At 69.8% G+C, this 19,060-nt stretch carries 19 protein-coding genes; 12 read left to right on the forward strand and 7 right to left on the reverse strand.

The genetic code is table 11. The features are described 5' to 3' along the window. The first annotated feature begins 17 nt into the window (after positions 1 to 17). The 4 genes from R8F63_19980 to R8F63_19995 are packed head-to-tail and all read left to right on the forward strand — an operon-like array spanning position 18 to position 3,761. Positions 18 to 830 (forward strand): TauD/TfdA family dioxygenase, encoded by an 813-nt coding sequence (locus R8F63_19980; protein ID MDW3220889.1) that lies wholly within the window; start codon positions 18 to 20, stop codon positions 828 to 830. A gap of 9 nt (positions 831 to 839) precedes the next feature. Further along, entirely contained in the window at positions 840 to 1,658 is an 819-nt protein-coding gene (locus R8F63_19985) for a TauD/TfdA family dioxygenase (GenBank protein MDW3220890.1), read from the forward strand. Positions 1,659 to 1,668: 10 nt separating this feature from the next. Further along, positions 1,669 to 2,934 carry a hypothetical protein gene (locus R8F63_19990; protein ID MDW3220891.1) on the forward strand — a complete coding sequence of 422 codons (1,266 nt, stop codon included), beginning with the start codon at positions 1,669 to 1,671 and terminating at the stop codon, positions 2,932 to 2,934. Next, positions 2,931 to 3,761 carry a sulfurtransferase gene (locus R8F63_19995; GenBank protein MDW3220892.1) on the forward strand — a complete coding sequence of 277 codons (831 nt, stop codon included), beginning with the start codon at positions 2,931 to 2,933 and terminating at the stop codon, positions 3,759 to 3,761. The genes R8F63_19990 and R8F63_19995 overlap by 4 nt, the downstream gene beginning before the upstream one ends. On the opposite strand, the gene R8F63_20000 is transcribed toward R8F63_19995, so the two are convergent. Both R8F63_20000 and R8F63_20005 read right to left on the reverse strand, forming a co-directional pair. Further along, the gene (locus tag R8F63_20000; protein ID MDW3220893.1) at positions 3,708 to 4,919 is read right to left on the reverse strand and encodes a cation:proton antiporter; all 1,212 of its coding nucleotides are present in this window, start codon (positions 4,917 to 4,919) and stop codon (positions 3,708 to 3,710) included. The two genes, R8F63_19995 and R8F63_20000, sit on opposite strands and share 54 nt — an antisense overlap. Before the next feature lie 4 nt (positions 4,920 to 4,923). After that, a complete protein-coding gene (locus R8F63_20005; GenBank protein MDW3220894.1) occupies positions 4,924 to 5,403 on the reverse strand; it encodes a TrkA C-terminal domain-containing protein in 480 nt (159 codons plus the stop codon). Between the two features lie 111 nt (positions 5,404 to 5,514). Here R8F63_20005 and R8F63_20010 point away from each other — a divergent pair, with 111 nt between their 5' ends. Continuing rightward, positions 5,515 to 6,795 (forward strand): NAD(P)/FAD-dependent oxidoreductase, encoded by a 1,281-nt coding sequence (locus tag R8F63_20010; protein ID MDW3220895.1) that lies wholly within the window; start codon positions 5,515 to 5,517, stop codon positions 6,793 to 6,795. Here R8F63_20010 and R8F63_20015 read toward each other — a convergent pair. From R8F63_20015 to R8F63_20025, 3 genes are read right to left on the reverse strand one after another with little or no spacing between them, the layout of a single operon-like run. Next, complete coding sequence (locus R8F63_20015) at positions 6,768 to 7,865, reverse strand: alcohol dehydrogenase catalytic domain-containing protein (protein ID MDW3220896.1); 1,098 nt, start codon at positions 7,863 to 7,865, stop codon at positions 6,768 to 6,770. The two genes, R8F63_20010 and R8F63_20015, sit on opposite strands and share 28 nt — an antisense overlap. Continuing rightward, complete coding sequence (locus tag R8F63_20020) at positions 7,865 to 9,124, reverse strand: amidohydrolase family protein (GenBank protein MDW3220897.1); 1,260 nt, start codon at positions 9,122 to 9,124, stop codon at positions 7,865 to 7,867. Before R8F63_20020 ends, R8F63_20015 begins: the two co-directional genes overlap by 1 nt. A 19-nt stretch (positions 9,125 to 9,143) precedes the next feature. Further along, positions 9,144 to 9,947, reverse strand: coding sequence for a class II aldolase/adducin family protein (locus R8F63_20025; protein ID MDW3220898.1), 804 nt, complete (start codon positions 9,945 to 9,947; stop codon positions 9,144 to 9,146). 61 nt (positions 9,948 to 10,008) lie between these two features. Between R8F63_20025 and R8F63_20030 the strand changes: the two genes are divergently transcribed. Then, entirely contained in the window at positions 10,009 to 10,854 is an 846-nt protein-coding gene (locus R8F63_20030) for a GntR family transcriptional regulator (protein ID MDW3220899.1), read from the forward strand. Positions 10,855 to 10,873: 19 nt separating this feature from the next. On the opposite strand, the gene R8F63_20035 is transcribed toward R8F63_20030, so the two are convergent. Further along, entirely contained in the window at positions 10,874 to 12,547 is a 1,674-nt protein-coding gene (locus R8F63_20035) for a class I adenylate-forming enzyme family protein (GenBank protein MDW3220900.1), read from the reverse strand. A 102-nt stretch (positions 12,548 to 12,649) separates the two neighbouring features. Between R8F63_20035 and R8F63_20040 the strand changes: the two genes are divergently transcribed. Genes R8F63_20040 through R8F63_20055 form a run of 4 tightly spaced genes read left to right on the forward strand, consistent with a single transcriptional unit; the run spans position 12,650 to position 16,623 of the window. Further along, a complete protein-coding gene (locus R8F63_20040) occupies positions 12,650 to 13,258 on the forward strand; it encodes a carboxymuconolactone decarboxylase family protein (GenBank protein ID MDW3220901.1) in 609 nt (202 codons plus the stop codon). Next, positions 13,255 to 14,166, forward strand: coding sequence for an SMP-30/gluconolactonase/LRE family protein (locus R8F63_20045; protein ID MDW3220902.1), 912 nt, complete (start codon positions 13,255 to 13,257; stop codon positions 14,164 to 14,166). The genes R8F63_20040 and R8F63_20045 overlap by 4 nt, the downstream gene beginning before the upstream one ends. Further along, positions 14,166 to 15,791, forward strand: coding sequence for a FadD3 family acyl-CoA ligase (locus R8F63_20050; GenBank protein ID MDW3220903.1), 1,626 nt, complete (start codon positions 14,166 to 14,168; stop codon positions 15,789 to 15,791). Before R8F63_20045 ends, R8F63_20050 begins: the two co-directional genes overlap by 1 nt. A gap of 10 nt (positions 15,792 to 15,801) precedes the next feature. After that, positions 15,802 to 16,623 carry a thioesterase family protein gene (locus R8F63_20055; protein MDW3220904.1) on the forward strand — a complete coding sequence of 274 codons (822 nt, stop codon included), beginning with the start codon at positions 15,802 to 15,804 and terminating at the stop codon, positions 16,621 to 16,623. Here R8F63_20055 and R8F63_20060 read toward each other — a convergent pair. Beyond that, positions 16,584 to 17,270, reverse strand: a complete 687-nt coding sequence (locus R8F63_20060; GenBank protein MDW3220905.1) for a TetR/AcrR family transcriptional regulator — start codon at positions 17,268 to 17,270, stop codon at positions 16,584 to 16,586. The two genes, R8F63_20055 and R8F63_20060, sit on opposite strands and share 40 nt — an antisense overlap. Positions 17,271 to 17,345: 75 nt before the next feature. On the opposite strand from R8F63_20060, the gene R8F63_20065 reads away from it, so the two are divergent. Both R8F63_20065 and R8F63_20070 read left to right on the forward strand, forming a co-directional pair. Then, on the forward strand, positions 17,346 to 18,221 hold the full coding sequence (locus tag R8F63_20065) for an SDR family oxidoreductase (protein MDW3220906.1): 876 nt from the start codon (positions 17,346 to 17,348) through the stop codon (positions 18,219 to 18,221). Then, the gene (locus R8F63_20070) at positions 18,218 to 19,045 is read left to right on the forward strand and encodes an SDR family NAD(P)-dependent oxidoreductase (GenBank protein MDW3220907.1); all 828 of its coding nucleotides are present in this window, start codon (positions 18,218 to 18,220) and stop codon (positions 19,043 to 19,045) included. The genes R8F63_20065 and R8F63_20070 overlap by 4 nt, the downstream gene beginning before the upstream one ends. Positions 19,046 to 19,060: the final 15 nt, after the last annotated feature.

The following is a 19,060-nucleotide window of genomic DNA, read 5'->3' on the forward strand; positions in this document are numbered from 1 at the left end:
CGCAATGGGCAGGTCTCGTGGGAATTGAGTGTCAGCCGGTCACCGGCACCCTCGGCGCGGAGGTCACCGGCGTCGACATGGCGAACCCGACCGACACGATGATCGACGAGTTGAAGAAGGCGTGGCTCGACCACAAGGTCCTCATCGTGCGCGACCAGCACATCACGACCGAGGAACACATCGCGTTCGGACGCCGTTTCGGTGAACTCGAGATCCACCCGTTCGCGACGGGTCGCAAGGACCATCCCGAGATCGTCAAGATCAAGTCCACCCCCGAGAGCCGCTACGCCGCGTCCAACTGGCACTCGGACGTGACCTGGCGTCAGGAGCCCTCGATGGGGTCGATCCTGCGCGGGGTCGTCATCCCGCCCGTCGGAGGCGACACGACGTTCGCCGACGCGGCCGCCGCCTATCGCCGCCTGCCCGAGGACGTCCGCGAGGAGGTCGACGACCTGTTCGCCATCCACGACTTCAGCAACACGTTCGGCCGGCGCATGTCACCGGAGGACCGGGCCGCGAAGCAGAAGGAGTTCCCGCCCGCTCGCCATCCCGTCATCCGCACCCACCCGGACACCGGTGAGCGCTCGATCTACACCAACCGTTCGTTCGTGTCGCACATCGAGGGGGTCTCCGAGGAACGAAGCCGTGAGCTCCTCGACATCCTCGAGCGGGCGATCATGAACCCGAGCGTGCAGATGCGGGTTCGCTGGGAGGTCGACACCTTCGTGTTCTGGGACAATCGGGCGGTCCAGCATCACGCGGCCAACGACTTCTGGCCGGAGGTCCGCCACGTCGAGCGGGTCACGATCGTGGGCGACAAGCCCTTCTAGGAGCAGGCCATGACTCTCGAGATCACCCAACTGAACGGCTTCTTCGGCGCCGAGGTCGGCGGCGTCGACATGGCCGATGTGGACGATGCGACCCGTGACGAGCTGCGCAAGGCGTGGCTCGACCACAAGGTGCTCGTCCTGCGCGATCAACCCATCTCGATCGAGGAGCACATCGCGTTCGGGCGTCTGTTCGGCGACCTCGAGGTTCATCCGTTCACCGAGGGCATCGAGGGGTACCCCGAGATCGTGAAGCTCGAGGCCGGGGGCGACTCGGGGAAGACCTTCGTCGCCGCCGGCTGGCACTCCGACGTGACCTGGCGGGCCGAACCGTCGATGGGATCGATCCTGCGGGGCCGCATCGTGCCCGATGTGGGCGGCGACACCTGTTTCGCCGACGCGACGGCCGCCTACGACCGATTGCCCGACGACATCAAGGAGGTCGTCGACGACGCGTTCGCGATCCACGACTACGCCCGGGTGTTCGCCAGCCGGGTCGATCCGGCCGAGGTCGACGAGGTGCGGGCGAAGTACCCGCCCCAGCGCCATCCGGTCATCCGCACCCACCCCGAGACCGGTGCGCGCGGCATCTACACGAACATCGGGTTCACGTCCCACATCGAGGACATGGAGCCCGACGAGTCGCGTCGGATCCTGCGCCGTCTCGAACGGGCGATGATGGATCCCTCGATCCAGATCAGGGTGAGCTGGCGGCCCGACACGTTCGTGATGTGGGACAACCGGGCGGTTCAGCACGCTGCGACCGCCGACTTCTTCCCCGCTCACCGGGTGATGGAGCGGGTGACCGTCATCGGCGACCGGCCCTTCTGAGCATCGCTCGATGATCCGGCCGATGCCGCCGCGCGGGCGGGCGCGGCTGCCGTGGGACGCCGCGGTTCCCGATCCGGTGGCGGCGATCGCCGCGGATCGGGCGGACCTCGGCGACACGTTCGCGATCGAGTCCGGCGCCATGACGTACCTGTTCGTCTTCTCGCCGGACGGCGTGCGCGCGTTCTACGACCTGCCCGAGACGGCGGCGAGCAAGGGCATCGCCGACATGCGGATGCTCGGGCGCAAGGTGCCCGCGGACCTCTTCTTCGATCGCCGAACCATCCCGCACGACATGTTCACCCGCGATCTGGCGGACGCCTACCTCGGTCAGGTCGCGTGGGCGCTCGACACGGAGGTCGGGATGCTGGGCGATGCCGGCGAGGTGGACGTGTTCGACCTCACCCGCCGGCTCGGCCACCGGTTCGGTCTTGCCAGCTGGGGCGGCCCCGGGGCGGCGGCGGGGGCGACGTTCGCCGCGCTCGTCGACGCGCTCGACCGGCTCGATGCGTCGGCCGCCTTCGTCACCCCCGAGCTGGCGGCGGAGATCGCGGCCAACGACCACGCCGACGAACGAGCGGCGCTGGACGAGATCGCCGAGCTCTACGGGGGAATCGTCGAAGTCCACGTGGCGGATCCGCGGCCCGGCATGTTCGCGACGATCGTGGATCGCTGGGCAGGCGCGCCCCAACGGGTCCGTGGCATCGCGCATGACGTGGCGCTGGTGCACCTCGGCTCGATGTCAAACCTCTTCGCTGCCGTGGGCTGGTCCATCGTGCATCTCGTGCAACGCCCCGCGATCGCCGCCGCGGTGGCGGGTGGTGACCGGGCGCGGGCCGAGCGCTGTGCCCTGGAGTCGACCCGGCTCGCGCAACGCTCGATCATGTTGCGGGAGGTGCTGACCCCGACCGAGATCGACGTCGACGGCATCACGTACTCGCTGGATCCCGGCGCGACCGTCGCCACGCTGCTCCCGCTGACCAACACGTCCGCCGCGCCGGGGCTCGACCGTTACGACCCCGAGCGCTGGAACGGCCGTCGCCTGGGCGAGCACGCCGATCTGGCCGCGCGCGAGCTCGTCACCGTGTTCGGCCACGGCTCCCACACGTGTCCGGCGCAGCCGTTCTCGCCGCGGGTGATGGTGGACACCCTGGTGCGCCTGTTCGCCGAGTTCGAGTTGACGCTGGTCGATCCCGACCCGCGACCGCGACGGGGGCAGATCGGCGGCGTCGCCCGGAGCGAGGCCCCGTGTCGGGTGGCCTATCGTTCCCGTCCATGACCTTCGGACCCCTCGTCACTGCGGACTGGCTCGCCGAGCATCTCGAGGACGAGGACCTCGCCGTCATCGATGTGCGCTGGTCCGTCGCCGACGGACCCAAGCGGGCGGATTACGAGGCGGGCCACATCCCCGGCGCCCGGTTCGCCGATCTGGACGTCGACCTCTCCTCGTCGCCCTCACCGGAGACCGGCCGCCATCCGCTGCCGGCGCCGATCGCCTTCGCCGAGGCGATCGGACGTCTTGGCGTGGGCGACATCACGAAGGTCGTGGTCTACGACGACGCCGGCGGCATGATCGCAGCGCGGCTCTGGTGGATGCTCGACATCATCGGCCGCGACGTCGCCGTGCTCGACGGCGGCATCGATGCCTGGACCGGCACGCTCTCGACGGCAAAGGTCGCGCCCAGTGCCGCCACGTTCACCCCCCGGCCCTGGCCGGTCGACCACCGGATCGCGATCGACGCGCTCGAGTCCGTGCTCGGCCCGGACACCGTGGTGCTCGATGCCCGGTCGCCGGACCGCTACGCCCACGGTGCCGAGATCGACCCCCGCCCCGGCCACGTGCCCGGGGCGTTGAGCGCGCCCGCCACCGACAATCTCGACGGCGATGGTCGCTGGAAGTCGCCCCGTCGGCTCCGCCTGCACTACGAGGAGATCGGGGCCGACGGCGACAACGTGATCGCCTACTGCGGCAGCGGCGTCACCGCGTGCGCCGACCTGCTCGGTCGTCGTCTCGCGGACCTGCCCCCGGCTCGGCTCTACGTGGGCTCCTGGTCACAATGGGGGAGTGACCCCGACCGGCCGGCGACGGAGGGGCCCCGGCCCTAGACCGGCGAGCCTGTCGGCATAGCGCGTGATCAGCGGGGCGAGGACCGCGGTGATGAGCACGTAGGCGGCTGCCAGCGTGCCGAGATCCTCGCCGTCCGCCAGACCTGCGCCGAGCGACGCGATCACGATCGAGAACTCGCCGCGGGCGATGAGGATGGTGCCCGCCCGCAGCCGAGCGGGGGCACCGACGCCGAGTCGGGCGGCGGCGTACCAACCGGTCGTCGTCTTGGTGACGATGCCGATGGCGGCGAGAAGGATCGCCGGCACCGCCACGGCGGGCAGGTCGGCGGGATCGATGCCGAAGCTGAAGAAGAGGAAGAACGTGCCTGCGAAGAGATCCCGCAACGGGCTGACGAGGCGCAGGGCCCGTTCCTCGACGGGACCGGACAGGGCGAGTCCGGTGAGGAACGCCCCGACGGCGCCGGACACCTCGAAGGACTGGGCGATCCCGGCGACGACGAGGGTGAGACCGAAGACCGCGAGGAGCAGCGACTCGTCGGAGTCGGTCAGGATCAGCCGGCTCACCTGCGTCCCGAACCGGAGGGCGATCCACAGGATGAGGAGCACGATCGCGACGGCGATCGCGACGGTCGTCGTGGTCTCCGCGAGGGAACCGCCCACGATCAACGCAGCGACGATCGGGAGATAGAGGGCCATCGCGAGGTCCTCGATGACGAGCAGGTTGAGGACGCTGGGCGTTTCGCGGAAGCCGAGACGACCCAGGTCGCCGAGCGTCTTGGAGATGATGCCGGAGGACGAGATCCAGGTCACGCCGCCGAGCAGAACCGCAGGCAGGACGTCCCAGCCGAGGATCAGCCCCGCGGCCACGCCGGGACCGGCATTGAGGACCATGTCGGCCAGCCCGGGCGGAATGCCCGTGCGCAGGCCGCTGCGGAGCTCGGCGTCGGAGTACTCGAGGCCGAGGGTGAAGAGCAGGAGGAGCACACCGATCTCAGCGGCGAGGGATGCGAAGTCCGCGCTCACGTCGATCTCGGCGATGCCGCCCTCGCCGAACGCCAGACCCGCGAGCAGGTACAGCGGAACGGCCGTCATCCCGAGGCGGTGGGCGATCCGGCTGAGCGCGGCAAGGCCGAGCGCCAGCGCGCCCACCTCGAGAAAGGCGTTCGCAGCTTCCGCGCTGCCGGCCGCGACGAGCATCGCGCTACGCGCCGAGCAATGTTCGGAGTTCGTCGAGCGAGTCGGCCGATCCCACGGCGACGATCAGGTCGCCGGCCTCCAGGACGAAGTCGGCTTCCGGCGACGGCATCGGTTCGCCGTCGCGCAGTACCGCCACCATGCTCGCCCCGGTGCGGGTGCGGTACTCGCCGCTGCCGATCGTCGTGCCGTCTCGGGCCCCGTTCTCGTCGACCCGGATCCAGGCGATCGACTGTCCTTCGATCTCGTGCTGGGCTTCCTGGACCTCTTCGACCACCTGGGTCGCACCGAGCAGCTCCGACAGCGTCCGCGTGTCGTCGTGGCTCAGCTCCACACTCGAACAGGTGTCGTTGTCGCCCTGATCGTAGATGAGGATCTCGCGGTGACCGTCGTGGTGGACGAGGACGCCGACCTGTCGGCCCGCATCCGTCCGGAACTCGTGGCGGACACCGACGCCGGGCAGCTTCACTTCTGACACGTCTCGCATGTCGCCATTCTCGCGGACCGTCGCCCGGATCGTGCACCTGCGGCGTCCAAACCGCTTGACGGACGTCTCCCCGCCTTGTGAAATGAATCACAAGCAGGAGGGAGCGCACGAGTGGTCGAGCGCCGTCATCATGTCGTGGTCGTCGGAGCGGGGTTCGGAGGTCTCGCCGCGGCGCGGGTGATGGCGGACCTGCCGGTCGACATCACGGTCGTCGACGCCCGGAACCACCACACGTTCCAGCCCCTCCTCTACCAGGTGGCGACCGCCGGACTCGATGTGGACGACGTCTGCTACGCCGTGCGGGGCGTGTTCCATCGGCAGCGCAATGTGCGGGTACGGCTCGGCCGTGTCACCGGCGTCGACCCGGCCACCCGGGTCGTGACGCTCGACGGCGGCAGCGACGCACTGGGCTACGACTCGCTGATCCTCGCCTGCGGTGCCGTCACCAACACCTTCGGTGTGCCCGGGGTGGACCGGTTCGGGTTCGGCCTCAAGAGCGCGGCGGATGCCGTAGCCCTGCGCGATCACGTCCTCGGGCGCTTCGAGGCGGCCGACGCCCGTCCGGAGCTGATCGACGACGGCGCGCTCACGGTCGCCATCGTCGGCGCGGGCCCGACCGGCGTGGAGATGGCGGGGGGCACGGCGGAGTTGGTCCACCGCGTCCTGCGACGGGACTTCCCGGCCCTGGACGTCGGGCGCACCCGGATCGTCCTGATCGAGGCCGCCGAGCGCGTGCTCGGTACCTTCGACGAACGGCTCGCCGGCAAGGCGCGCCGGAGCCTGGAGAAGCTCGGCGTCGAGGTGATGACCGGTGCCGCGGTCGAGTCGGTGGACGCCCGCGGGGTGCACTTCGGTGACGGATCGACGCTGCCGACCCAGACCCTCGTGTGGGCGGCCGGCGTGAAGGCCAACCCGATCGCCGCGGCGAGCGGACTCCCGACCGGCCCCGGCGGCCGCATCCTGGTCGGCGACGATCTGGCGGTCGGTGCCCACCCGGATGTGTTCGTGATCGGGGACCTCGCCGCGAGCCCCACCCCCGACGACCGACCGCTGCCGCAGGTCGCCCCGGTCGCCATCCAGGGCGGTCGCCACGTGGCGGCCGTGATCGGTGCCCGGATCGGCGAGACCGACCCGCCGGGCCCGTTCGTCTATCGGGACAAGGGGTCGATGGCGACGATCGGCCGCCACGCCGCCGTGGCCGAGCTCCCGAACGGGATGCGGTTCAGCGGGCCGCTCGGGTGGCTCGCCTGGCTCGCGCTGCATCTCGTGATGCTGATCGGCTTCCGTAACCGAGCCAATGTGCTCGTCAACTGGGCGTGGAACTATGTCACCTACGACCGCGGCAGTCGCGTGGTCATCGGCCGTCAGGCCGTCGCGTCGACACCCACGTAGATGCGTTCGGGGTCGCCGGACGCGAGGACCCCGACTGCGGCGGCGGCGTCGTCGAGCCCGTACACGTGGGTGCGGAGCGCGCCGAGCCCGGGCTGGGCGGCCAGCAGCTCCAGGGCGCGGTGATAGGCGGGTCGGCCGGCGGAGCGGGCTCCCTGGATCCGGATGGCGCGCAGGACCACCTGGTCGACGTCGAGCGCCGCGGCGGTGCCGTGCTTGAGGCCGCCGAGCACGACGGTCCCGCCGTCGGTCACCGCGTCGATGCCCTGCATCACCGGCTCGACCGCGCCGGCGCTCGTGTCGACGACGACGTCGACGCCGTGTCCGTCGGTCACGTCCTTGACCACGGCGACGAGATCCTCGGCCTGGACGTCGACCGTGCGGTCCGCGCCCAGCTCGAGTGCGGTCTCCAGCCGGCGACGATCGTTCGCCGTGCCGGAGATGACGATCGTGCCGGCGCCTGCGGCCCGGGCGGCCACGACGCTGCCGAGGCCGCGCTGGCCGGCGCCGAGGATGAGGACGGTCTGGCCGGATTCCAGCCCTGACCGTCTGACCGTCCACTCGTAGGAGGTCCCCAGCGCGTTGAACAGCGTGGCGGTCCCCGGGTCGAGGTTCGCCGGCACGCGGTGGACGACCGAGAGTGGGTGCAGCGCCATCAGTTCGGACCACCCGCCCCACAGTCCGGGGGCGGCCGACATGGGTACGAAGCCGTAGGCCAGCGGTCGGGTGGGCCAGCCGCGACACGAGACGTACTCCCCGGAGAGGCACGGTGGACAGCTTCCGCACGGGATGCTCGGTTCGATCGCGACCCGATCGCCGGCCTCGACGCCCCATCGCGCGGCGGTGGCGTCGCCGATCTCGTCGATCACGCCGACGACCTCGTGGCCCGGGATCAACGGTCCGCTCGGCCAGGCCGACCCGGTGAACGACCCGTCGAACTGTTCGACGTCGGTGCCGCAGAGCCCGCAGGCCTCGACCCGCAGCCAGGCCCACTCGTCGGTGGGCAGGGCCGGCCGTTCGACGTCGAGCGTCTGGATCTCGTGCGGGCCGGTGAGGACGGCCGCGCGGACCATCACCAGCTCTCGGGATCGGCGACGACCGCGTCGGGCACCGGATGCCGGTACAGCTCCGACGCGTTCTCCCAGGTGATACGGCGTCGATCCGCCTCGGGCAGCCAACCGATCTCGTGCTCGACGACCTCCTGCGTTCGAGGCCAGGTGGAGTCACAGTGGGGATAGTCCGATTCGAGCAGGATGTGGTCGAGGCCGATCCGCTCGCGCTGCACGAAGGCCGACGGGTCCTCGACGGCGCAGAAGTAGAAGTTGCGGCGGAACACTTCGCTCGGGGTGAGTTCGTCGGTCCACGTGCCGTACATGTCGTGGTAGCTCAGCATGTGGTCGAGCCGGTCGATCAACCCGGCCACCCATCCGATCCCGCCCTCGGACAGGCAGATCTTGAGGTCCGGATGGCGCACCGGGGCGAGTGAGTAGAGCCAGTCCACGGCCGCATAGATCGCGTAGGCGAAGAACAGCACGCCGACGACGTCGGGTGGCGCGTCGTCGGAGGTCGACGGCGACGCGCCGGCCGAGCCGATGTGGAGGTTGATGACCGTCCCGGTCTCGGCGCACGCCTGCAGGAACGGCTCCCAGTGACCGGAGTGCAGGCTCGGGAATCCGAGCTTGTCCGGCGCCTCCGAGAAGGTGACCGCCTTGAAGCCCCGGTCCGCGTTCTCGCGAATCATGTCCGCGGCGACCTCGGGGTCGAGGAGCCACGGGATCTGGCACGGGATGATGCGGTCGGGGTAGGGCCCGGCCCAGGCTTCGAGGTGCCAGTCGTTCCAGGCGCGCACGGACGCCATCGCGAGCTCGCGATCGTTCGTCACGGTCTGGAGCCGCTGACCGGCGAAGCCGGGCAGGAACGAGGGGAAGTTGACCGAGGCGTACACCCCGTTGACGTCCATGTCCGCGATGCGGGCGTCGATGTCCCAGGCACCGCGGCGCATCTCGTCGAAGCGGGTCGGCTCGAAGCCGTACTCGGAAACGGGCCGCCCGACGACGGCGTTGAATCCGACGTTGGGAAGTTCGTTGCCGTCGTAGAGCCAGGTCTGTCTGCCGTCCTCGGTTTCGACGACGCGCGGGGCGCGCTCGGCGAGGTGGGCCGGGATCCGGCCCTCGAACGTGTCCGGTGGCTCGACCACATGGTCGTCGGCCGAGATGATCAGGTGACGGCGGGGGGCCGGCGCCGGCTCGGGGAGGAAGGTGACGCTGCGGTCCTCGCCGGTCGATGCCTGCGTGAACGAGAGGTCCTGGGCGAGATCGTCGATGCTGCGCATGGTTCGTGCTCCGATGCCGTCAGTCGAGAACGTCGGGTTCTTGTCGGATGAGTTGGCGGGCCAGTCCGTCGAAGTACAGATCGGCACCGCGTTCCATGAGCGAGACCTTCATCCCCGCGACGAGGCCCGGGTCGAGCGGAAGCGGCTCCCGGCCGCTGCGCATGACGTCGAGCGACATCCGGCAGGCCCGGTCGATGCTCGCGGCACGATAGGTGGCCTGCTCGATCGTCTCGCCGGTGATGATCACGCCATGACTGGCGAGGACCACGACGCTGGCGTCGCCGATGCGTTCGGCCAGGTCGGCGCCGAGTTCGGCACTGTCGATCTCGCCGGTGTATTCCGCGACGAGGCCCAGGTCGCCGTCGAACATGCTGGCGGTCTGGTTGACGAGATCGGGCAGGACGCCGATCGCGGCGAGCACGCACACGTGGTACGGGTGGTTGTGGATGACGACCCGCGCGTCGGGGCGGACGCGATGGAGTTCGGTGTGGATGTGGATGGCCGGGGTGACGTCCCACTTGCCGGCCACGATGTTGGCGTCGCCGTCGACCTCGCAGATGTCGCTCGCCGCGATCTCGCGCCACCACAGGCCCCACGGATTGACGAGCATCGTGTCCGTTCCCTCGCGCTGCCACGTGATGTGTCCGGCGAGGTTCTCGGCGAAGCCTTCGCGGGCGAGCCATCGGAAGGCCAGCGCCAGCTTCTGTTCATCCGTGAGGTCCCGCCCGATGCCGGGCGACACACTCGGTGACCACACGGCGTAGCCGCCCTCGCGCACGAGTGTCGGGTCGGAGGCGGGAGCGTCGTTCGTGGTGGATGTCATCTTCTATATGATTTGCGTTTAACATGGCGCTGTCAACTCCCGCCCGTCGAAGGCCAACCCGATGACCGATTCCGTCGCCGACTCCACCGGTTCCGAGCCGATTCTCGCGGTCCCCTCGATCCACGGCGATCGCGCCAACGGTGGTCGCTATCGCGCCCCGCACGTCGCCGACCTGGTCGTCGCCGAACTCCGTCGCCGGATCCTCGACGGCGAACTCGCCGACGGCGACGAGCTCCCTCGCCAGGAGGACCTGCTCGCGGAGTTCGGCGTCTCGAAGCCGTCGATGCGCGAGGCGTTGCGGATCCTCGAGTCCGAGGGGCTCCTCTCGGTCCGTCGGGGGAAGGTCGGCGGCGCCATCGTGCACCGACCCGGCGAGGACAACATCGCGTACGTCCTCGGCATGGTGCTGCGGAGCCTCGCCACCCCGGTCGACGACCTGTCGATGGCGCTCAACCTGCTCGAACCCCAGTGCGTCGCGCTCTGTGCCGCCCGCGAGGACCGCGCCGAGGCGGTGGTCCCGCAACTGCGGGCCGTGCAGGACGAGGCCGCGGCCTGCATCGAGGACATGAGTCGCTTCACCGTGGTCTCGCGGCGGTTCCACGAGGAGATCGTCCGGCTCTGCGGCAGTCGCACCCTGACCCTGGTGGTGGGGGCGCTCGAGTCGGTCTGGTCCGCGCATGCGGAGGCGTGGGTCGATCTCCATCAGCGCGATGGTGAGCTGCCGGACCTCGCGTATCGCCAACAGGGACTCGACGACCACGCGGTGCTGCTGGACCTGATCGAGGCCGGCGACGTGAACGGGGCGGTGGCCGAGGCGCAACGTCATCTGGCCTGGTCGCCCGTGTACACGATCGACGAGAACCACTCCGTCTTCCCGAGCCTGCTCAGCGGCCGCCGCGAGGCCTGACGAATCGGGGCCGCCCGATTCAGCCGAAGCGCGACTCGACGTCGGCTGCGATCTGACCCTTCGCGATCTTGCCGCCGCTCGAACGGGGCAGCGCATCGAGGACCACGAGGATCTCGGGCCGGATCTCCTTGGGCGTCGCCCGTTCGTCGAGATGAGCAAGGAGCTGATCGAGGGTCAGGTCGGCCCCCGACGTGAGCTCGACATAGACACCGACCCGCTCCCCGAACACCTCGTCGGGCACGGCGACGGCCGCGCTGAGCCCGATGTCGGGGTGGGTGTTGACCTCGTCCTCCACCTGCGACGCCGAGATGTTCTTCCCGCCGCGGATGATGAAGTCCGAGATGCGACCGGTGACGGACAGGTAGCCGTCGGCGTCGATCGAGCCGACGTCGCCCATCAGCATCCAGCCGTCGGCCGTGAAGAGGTCCCGGTTCGCCTCCGCATCGAGATACCCGAGGCAGGTCGCCGGCCCGCGACAGGCCGGACGCCCCTCGCCGGGAAGGTCCACGGGTTCGAGCGTGTCCCGGTCGAGCAGGCGCACCTGCATCTCCGGAACGATCCGACCCGCGGTGAGCAGCCGTCGGTCGAGCGGGTCCTCGGGGGTGGTGCCCGAGAGCACGCCGGTCTCGTTGGAGCCGTAGAACTGGAGGACCGTGCAGCCGCTGCGCGTCTCGAACTCCTCCGCCCGCTCCCGGGGGACGGCCTCGCCGCCGGTGTACATCGACCGCAGCGTGGTGAGATCCCGGGCGTCGAACGACTCGTCGTTGAGCATCATGAGGAACTGGGTGCTCACGCAACAGATGACCGTCACGCCGTGGCGCTCGATCATCTCCAGTGCGTGCGTCGTCGAGAAGCGGCGGGACACGACCGTGGTCGCGCCGAGCACCAGGGGTGTGTAGTGGGCCGTCCACAGGCCGAATCCGAACGGTGCGGGGACGAGCGACATCACCACCTCGCGGTGTCCGTCGCCGCTCCCGAGGCCGCCGAGCCGCGCCGCGAGATCGTGGAAGTAGAGCCATCGGTTCTGGAAGTGCAGCACGCACTTGGGAAGCCCGGTCGTGCCCGACGTCGAGTTGATGAACGACAGGTCGTCGGGGCCGATCCGCCGATCGTCGATGTCCGTCGCCCGGGGCGCGGTCGTCGCCGCGCCGTTCACGACGATCTCGCCGGCGGGCTCCGCCTCGAACACCGGGACCTCGATGTGGGTCGCGAGATCGAGGCCGTGGTCGGTGAGCGCACGGCGGAGTTCACCGCCCATCGCATCGCCGTGGCCCGCGAGGGTGACGAGGGTCCGGGATCCGGTCGATCGGAGGAGGTGGGCGACCTCGCGGGCGTTGGCCCGGGCGCCGATCCCGACGGTGATGACGCCGGCCTTCTCGAGCCCGAGGTACACGGCGTGCACGGTCGCCGAATCGGGGATGAACGCGCCGACGCGGGTGCCCGGTGCGAGCCCTTCGGCGATGATCACGTCCGCGACGCGGTCGCTTGCTGCGTCGAGGTCGGCCCAGGAGAGCCGGCCGTCGTCGCCGATGTAGGCGATGTCGTCGGGTCGTTCGGCCGCGTGACGGCGGAGATGGTCGACGAGCGTGACATCGCCCCACCACCCGGCGTCGCGGTAGGCGACGGCGTCCGCGGGATCCACGGCATTGCGAAACACCGGCTCGCCCCCCTTGTCCATCAATGATTTAATCATCTATATGATATTTGCATATCGGCCACGGGCTGGCGAGAATGACGCACCAGGGGGAACGATGAACGATCACAGGGAACGGCGCTAGTGGCTCGCCTCGACCCGATGGACTTCGACGACCTCGAGGACGAACACGCGGTCCTCTTCGACGCGTTGCGGGAGTCGTACGGACAGCTGCCGAGCAGTTTTCTCACGCTCGGTCGGATGCCGTTGCTCCTCGACGCCCTGTCGCGGATGGCGATCGCGACCCTCGGTGAGGGTCGGATCGACGTGGGCCTCAAGTGGATGGTCTCCCACGTGGCGAGCCGCGCCGCGGGGTGCAGCTACTGCTCCGCCCACACCGGCTATCACGCGGCCGAGACCGCCGGTGTCCCCGTCGAGAAGGTCGAGGCACTCTGGGGATTCGAGACGAGCGACCTGTTCGAGGAACGGGAGGTCGCCGCCCTACGGGTCGCCCGCGATGCCGCCCTCACGCCGAACCAGGTCACCGACGAGCACTTCGCGGACCTCAAGCGCCACTTCACCGACGACGAGATCGTGGAGTTGATCGCACCGGTCGCGATGTTCGGTTTCCTCAATCGCTGGAACGACACCTTCTCGACCGACCTCGAGCAGGAGCCCAGCTACTTCGCGGCCCAGCACCTCTCCGAGGGGGGCTGGGAGGCCAAGCCTCCGTCCGCGCCGGCGGCGCCCGATGATCGGGAGCGACCATGACGAGCGGTGTCGAGGTCGTCGCGACCGGATTCCGCTTCCCGGAGGGGCCGTCCGTCGCGCCCAACGGCGACATCGTCGTCGTGGAGCTCGCCGGTGGACGGGTCTCGCGGGTGACCCCCGACGGCGAGGTCTCGACCTTCGCCGTCCTCGGTGGGTCGCCCAACGGTTCGGCCTTCGGGCCGGACGGCAACCTCTACGTCTGCAATGGCGGCGGACGATGGGCCGCGGAGACGTCGACGGGCGGATCGGTCGGGCCGGCCGACGGTGACAGCCTCATCCAACGCGTCACCCCGGACGGCCGCGCGACCGCGCTCATCGCCGCCGTCGGGGATCGGCCCCTCAACGCCCCGAACGACATCTGCTTCGACGCGGACGGCGGGTTCTGGTTCACCGATCCCGCCTGGCCCGACCACACCGGCGAGACGCCACCCGGAACGATCTGCTGGAGCGACACGGATGGCCGGGTCGTCGACGCCCATACCGGGCTCGAATTCCCCAACGGGCTCGGCGTGACCCCCGATGGCGCGACCCTCATCGTCGCCGAATCGCGGACCAACCGGCTGGTGGCCATGGCGATCCTGGGCCCGGGCCGGCTGGGAGAGCCCCGCCATTTCGCCGACCTTCCCGGCGGGTTCCCGGACGGCTTGTGCTTCGACGCCGAGGGCAATGTGCTGTGCGCCGGTCACGGGGCGGGAAGCGTCGTGGTGTACCCCGCCGCGGGCGGCGCGGCGATCGAGACGATCACCTTCGATGATGCCGACATCACCAATGTGTGCTTCGGCGGGCCGGACATGACATCGCTCTTCGTCACCGAGTCCGACGGTGGGCGTCTGGTGCGCGTCGAGCGCGAGGTGCCCGGCATGGTCCTGTTCCCGGACCGGGTGCTGCGAGCAGGAGGTGGTGACTGATGCGTGGTGACCTCGAGTGGGGGACCATCCCGCGGATGCTGGCGGAGTCGGTCGAGCGTCATGGTGACCGCGAGGCGCTGGTCGACGGTGAACTCCGCCTGACCTATCGCGAGCTCGGCGATCGCGTCGACATGGCCGCGAAGGCCTTCCTCGCCGAGGGGCTCGAGGTCGGTGACCGCGTCGCGATCTGGGCGCCGAACATCCATCAGTGGATGGTGGCGGCGCTCGGCGCACTCTCGGCCGGCGGTGCGATCGTCCCCCTCAACACCCGGTACAAGGGCGAGGAGGCGGCCTACATCCTGGCGAAGTCCCGCTCGTCGGTGTTGTGCACCGTCAACGGCTTCCTCGGCACCGACTATGTGGCACAGCTGCGCGCCGCGATGGGCGCGGCGGCCGACGACCGCCCGGTCGAGGGCCTTCCGGAGCTGCGCCGGATCGTGCTCCTGTCCGGAGACCCGGTCGCCGACACGACGCCGTGGGACGCCTTCCTCGGCCAGGGTGACGGTGTCACCGACGAGCGACTCGCCGAGCGGCAGGCCGAGATCGGCCCGGACAGCCTCAGCGACATCCTCTTCACGGCCGGGACCACCGGCAAGCCGAAGGGGGCGATGCTCACCCACGGTTCGACGTTGCGTCAGTTCGCCGACTGGACCGAGATCATCGGTCTCGGGGCGGATGACCGCTACCTGATCGTGAACCCCTTCTTCCACGTGTTCGGGCTCAAGGCGGGGTTCACCTCGGCCCTGATGCGGGGCGCGACGGTCGTCCCCATGGCGACGTTCGACATCGACGAGGCACTGGCGATCGTCGAGCGGGAGCGGATCACCATGTTCCCCGGCCCGCCCACGATCCACCAGGCCGTGCTGAACCATCCGCGCCGCGACGAGTTCGACCTCTCCTCGCTGCGCCTGTCGACCACCGGCGCGGCGGATGTGCCCGAGGAGATGATCCGGCGCATGCGCGAAGAGCTCTCCTACGAGGTGGTCGTGACCGGCTACGGGCTGACCGAGTGCACGGGCGCCGCCACGATGTCGCGTCACGACGATCCGATCCCGAAGATCGCCCTGACGTCAGGTCGCCCGCTCCCCGGCCTGGAGGTGCAGATCGTCGACGACGACCTCAACGAACTGCCGCGGGGCACGCAGGGAGAGATCGTCATCCGGGGCTACGGCATCATGCTCGGCTACTTCGACGAGCCCGAGCAGACGGCGACCGCGATCGACCCGAGCGGCTGGCTCCGGTCGGGCGACCTGGGCGTCATGGACGACGAGGACTATGTCTCCATCACCGGGCGCAAGAAGGACATGTTCATCGTCGGGGGGTTCAACACCTATCCGGCGGAGGTCGAAGGCGTCCTCCTCACCCACGAGGCGATCGCCGAGGTCGCCGTCGTCGGCGCGCCCGACGAGCGCCTGGGTGAGGTCGGTATGGCGTGGGTGATCCTCCGCAAGGGCGCGGCGGTCGAACCCGAGGAGCTCATCGACTACGCCCGCGAGCGTCTCGCCAACTACAAGGTGCCCCGCTACGTCGAGTTCGTCGACGAGTTCCCCGTGAGCGCGGCGGGGAAGGTCCTCAAGCGGGATCTGGTCGAGCGTGCCGCCGAGCTGCTGGCGGATCGGGCCTGACGGGTACCACATGGGAACCGTGACCTTCGGCGAGGCAATCGCCGTGCGATCCGACGGCGACGGTCGGTTCACGGTGTCGGTGCCGCCGTCGTGGACGGCCGGCGACCTGGCCCCCGGGGGTCTCGTCGCCGCCCAGCTCCTCGCAGTCGGAACGGCGTTGGTGGACGACCCGGCGCTGCCGCCCCGCTCGTTCACGACCCAGTTCCTCCGCGCGGTGTGCCGGGGGTCGTACGAGGTCGAGGCGGAGGTGCTTCGCCGCGGCCGTTCCACCGCCAACGTCGGCTTTCGGGCGGTCCAGGACGGTGCCGTCGTCGCAACCGCCCACGGCGTGTTCGCCGGCCCCCGCTCCGGGCCCGAGTTCGCCGAGATCGCCATGCCCGATGTCGCGCCGCCCACCCCGGGCCGTCCGACAGAGGGCTACGTGCCGCCGTTCGCCCGCCCCTACGCCGACAATGTGGTGATCCAGGAGCGGCTGGGCCCACCGGCGCTGTCGGGTTCCGCCGGGCCGATGGAGAAGGCGGGCTGGGTCGGGTTCGCGGCCGCCCATCCCCTCGATGCCGCCGGGTTGGCCATGATGGCCGACGTCGGGATGATGCCCTGGTGGGGTCGACTCGAGGAGCCCTACGGAACCGCGGCGCTCGAATGCACGGTGCAGTTCCGCGGACACCCGCCCGACGGGGATCCCGGTGACCTCGTGCTCATGCACTCGCGAACCGGGCTCGTCCACGATGGCTATCTCGACTGGGACTCCTGGATGTGGAGCGATGACGGGACCCTGCTGTGTCAGGCCCGTCAGCTGCTCGTCGTGGTCGGAGCCGTGCCATCCGAGTAGCCGTGCTCGTCCATCCGCAACATGCGGCGCCAGACCATCGTGAGGCGCTCCGTGGCGCGTTCCAGATCGATCCCGTCGCCGAACACGAACCAGAGGTAGGCGCACCGCTCCGTCACCGCGCCGAGCGCTTCGGCGGTGAAGGGGATGTCGTCGATCTGGGGAATGAGGTCGGCCGCCATCCAGCGGCGCAGGGCCCGCTCGGTCCGCGCCCGGCTCTGCATCTGGCGGGAAATGATCACCTCGCGGGCGAGCGCGTTGCTCATGGCGGCTTCCTCGAGCATCGCCCAGAAGCGCGCGTTGCGGCGGAAGGCCTCCAGGTAGAGCCGGTTCGTCTCCTGGATGCTCTCCATCGGCGAGACGCCGCGCGGCCGCTGGGGCGAATCGAGCACTTCGGCCTCGACGGACTCGAGGACCACCTCGAACACCTCTTCCTTGGTGTCGAAGTAGGTGTAGAAGGTGCCGACCGCGACTTCGGCCGCGTCGGTGATGTCGGTGATCCGGGTGTTGTGGTAGCCCCGCTCGTTGAACACCACGAGGGCGGCATCGACGATCGCGGCACGGGTTCGTCGCGCTCGGTTGCTGAGGTTGGCCGGGTCGTCGCCGTCGCTTGTTCCGCTCGTCGACCCGTCCGAGGACTTCGGGTTCATGCGATTGACAGAGTAGCGCGAGTGAGGAATAGTTCAAGAGATGAATCTTTCTTCAGAAAAGGGGAGTGAGCCGCGTTGAGCCCACGAGTCGTGATCGTCACCGGTGCGTCGAAAGGCTTCGGCATGGCGGCGAGCCAGGAGCTCGCCCGGCGAGGCCACACCGTCGTGGCCACCATGCGTTCACCCGACCGGGACGGCCCTGCTGTTCGGGAGGGGTTCGAGGACCTCATCCATGTCGCACAGCTCGACGTGACGGACGGCGAGCAGACGACCGCGGTGGTCGACGACACGCTCGAACGCTTCGGCCGCATCGACGCGATCGTCAACAACGCCGGCTACGGCCTGTACGGCACCGTGGAGGATGTCGGCGTCGATGAGGTGATGCGCCTGATCGACACCAACCTGCTGGGCCAGCTGCGCCTGTGCCAGGCGGTCATCGGCCCGATGCGGGAGGCGGGCCGGGGCACGATCGTGAACGTGGCCTCGGCCGGCGTCTACATCGTGGCGCCGCTGACCGGTCTCTACTCGGCGTCGAAGATGGCCGTCGCGGCGATGACCGAGGCACTCCGCCTCGAAGTGAAGCAGTTCGGGATCCACGTGGTCTCGGTCGAGCCCGGGATGTATCGCAGCGACTGGCAGTACGGATCGCTCGACGTGTGCCGCCGCCTCGAGAACGAGGAGAGCGCCTACCAGGAGGCGTCGATGCGCGCCCTCGAAGCCTTCCGGGAGATGGGCGAGACCCGCCCGGGCACGGCGACCACGGGGGCCACGATCGCCGACATGGTCGAACTCGAGCAGGAGCCGCCGCTGCACGTGCCGGTCGGCGACGACGCCTACCGCCTGCGCGAACAGCGACGGATGCTGACGGACGAAGCATGGGAGCAGATGATGCTGCAGGGACCGTTCTTCCACGAGGGCTCCAGCGAGGGCTTCGCCGGGTACAGCGCATGAACGCCGAGGCAACGCCGTCGGTCGCCATCGTGCTCGGCGCGACGACCTCGGTCGGCCGCGCCGTCGCCGCCCGACTTGCCGAAGCGGGAGCGCGGCTCGCACTCGTCGGCGTGGCCGGTGTGGAGACCGCGTCGGACCTCGAGGAGGTCGCCTCCGGGTTGAAGGGGCTCTCGGGCGAGGCAATGACCACCGAGCTCGCGCCCCGCGACCGCGCCGGATTCGAGTCGTTCTTCGCCGCGGTCGCGGACCGACACGGACAGCTCGACGCACTCGTCACGGTGCCGGGCGCGCCCCGGCCCGTTCCGGCCGATCAGATGTCCGACGCCGACTGGGACGACGCGATCGACGGCTCGCTCAGTGCGACCTATTGCGCCTACCGGGCGCTGTTGCCCCACTTCGAGTCCACCGGCCGGGGCCGGGTGGTCAGCGTGGTGGGTGACGAAGGCCGACGCGGTGCGGGCGGCGCCAGCCACATCGCGGCGGGCCACTGGAGCATCATCGGCTTGGCGAAATCGGCGGCGCTCGAGATGGCCGAGTCCGATGTCGCCGTCAACGTCGTCACCTCCACGGCGCTCGACGATCCGCGCTGGCAGGACGATGCGTACCAGCGCTACGCCCACGCCACCGTGGGTGAAGACACCGCGACGACCGACCGCGACTCCACGGCCGCCGCACTGGGTCTGCGTCACCCCACGACGCGCCCCTTCGTGTCTCCGGAGGCGGTGGCGCGCGCCGTGATGATGTTCCTCACCCAGCCGGACAACACCATGACCGGCTCCGTGCTCGACCTGAGCCAGGGCATGGCTGCGCTCAACACCGCATGAGCACGACCCTCCACA

The organism is Acidimicrobiales bacterium (genome assembly GCA_033344915.1).
GTDB lineage: Bacteria > Actinomycetota > Acidimicrobiia > Acidimicrobiales > Aldehydirespiratoraceae > JAJRXC01.

What these genes read in the sequence shown, in the direction of transcription:
- R8F63_20070 (MDW3220907.1), top strand. Translation starts at nt 18,218, where the DNA reads ATGAACGCCGAGGCAACGCCGTCGGTCGCCATCGTGCTCGGCGCGACG.
- R8F63_20025 (MDW3220898.1), bottom strand. Translation starts at nt 9,947, where the DNA reads ATGACATCCACCACGAACGACGCTCCCGCCTCCGACCCGACACTCGTG.
- R8F63_20000 (MDW3220893.1), bottom strand. Translation starts at nt 4,919, where the DNA reads ATGCTCGTCGCGGCCGGCAGCGCGGAAGCTGCGAACGCCTTTCTCGAG.
- R8F63_20045 (MDW3220902.1), top strand. Translation starts at nt 13,255, where the DNA reads ATGACGAGCGGTGTCGAGGTCGTCGCGACCGGATTCCGCTTCCCGGAG.
- R8F63_20005 (MDW3220894.1), bottom strand. Translation starts at nt 5,403, where the DNA reads ATGCGAGACGTGTCAGAAGTGAAGCTGCCCGGCGTCGGTGTCCGCCAC.
- R8F63_19995 (MDW3220892.1), top strand. Translation starts at nt 2,931, where the DNA reads ATGACCTTCGGACCCCTCGTCACTGCGGACTGGCTCGCCGAGCATCTC.
- R8F63_20020 (MDW3220897.1), bottom strand. Translation starts at nt 9,124, where the DNA reads ATGCGCAGCATCGACGATCTCGCCCAGGACCTCTCGTTCACGCAGGCA.
- R8F63_20055 (MDW3220904.1), top strand. Translation starts at nt 15,802, where the DNA reads ATGGGAACCGTGACCTTCGGCGAGGCAATCGCCGTGCGATCCGACGGC.
- R8F63_19990 (MDW3220891.1), top strand. Translation starts at nt 1,669, where the DNA reads ATGATCCGGCCGATGCCGCCGCGCGGGCGGGCGCGGCTGCCGTGGGAC.
- R8F63_20050 (MDW3220903.1), top strand. Translation starts at nt 14,166, where the DNA reads ATGCGTGGTGACCTCGAGTGGGGGACCATCCCGCGGATGCTGGCGGAG.
- R8F63_20030 (MDW3220899.1), top strand. Translation starts at nt 10,009, where the DNA reads ATGACCGATTCCGTCGCCGACTCCACCGGTTCCGAGCCGATTCTCGCG.
- R8F63_20035 (MDW3220900.1), bottom strand. Translation starts at nt 12,547, where the DNA reads ATGATTAAATCATTGATGGACAAGGGGGGCGAGCCGGTGTTTCGCAAT.
- R8F63_20015 (MDW3220896.1), bottom strand. Translation starts at nt 7,865, where the DNA reads ATGGTCCGCGCGGCCGTCCTCACCGGCCCGCACGAGATCCAGACGCTC.
- R8F63_20040 (MDW3220901.1), top strand. Translation starts at nt 12,650, where the DNA reads ATGGACTTCGACGACCTCGAGGACGAACACGCGGTCCTCTTCGACGCG.
- R8F63_20060 (MDW3220905.1), bottom strand. Translation starts at nt 17,270, where the DNA reads ATGAACCCGAAGTCCTCGGACGGGTCGACGAGCGGAACAAGCGACGGC.
- R8F63_19985 (MDW3220890.1), top strand. Translation starts at nt 840, where the DNA reads ATGACTCTCGAGATCACCCAACTGAACGGCTTCTTCGGCGCCGAGGTC.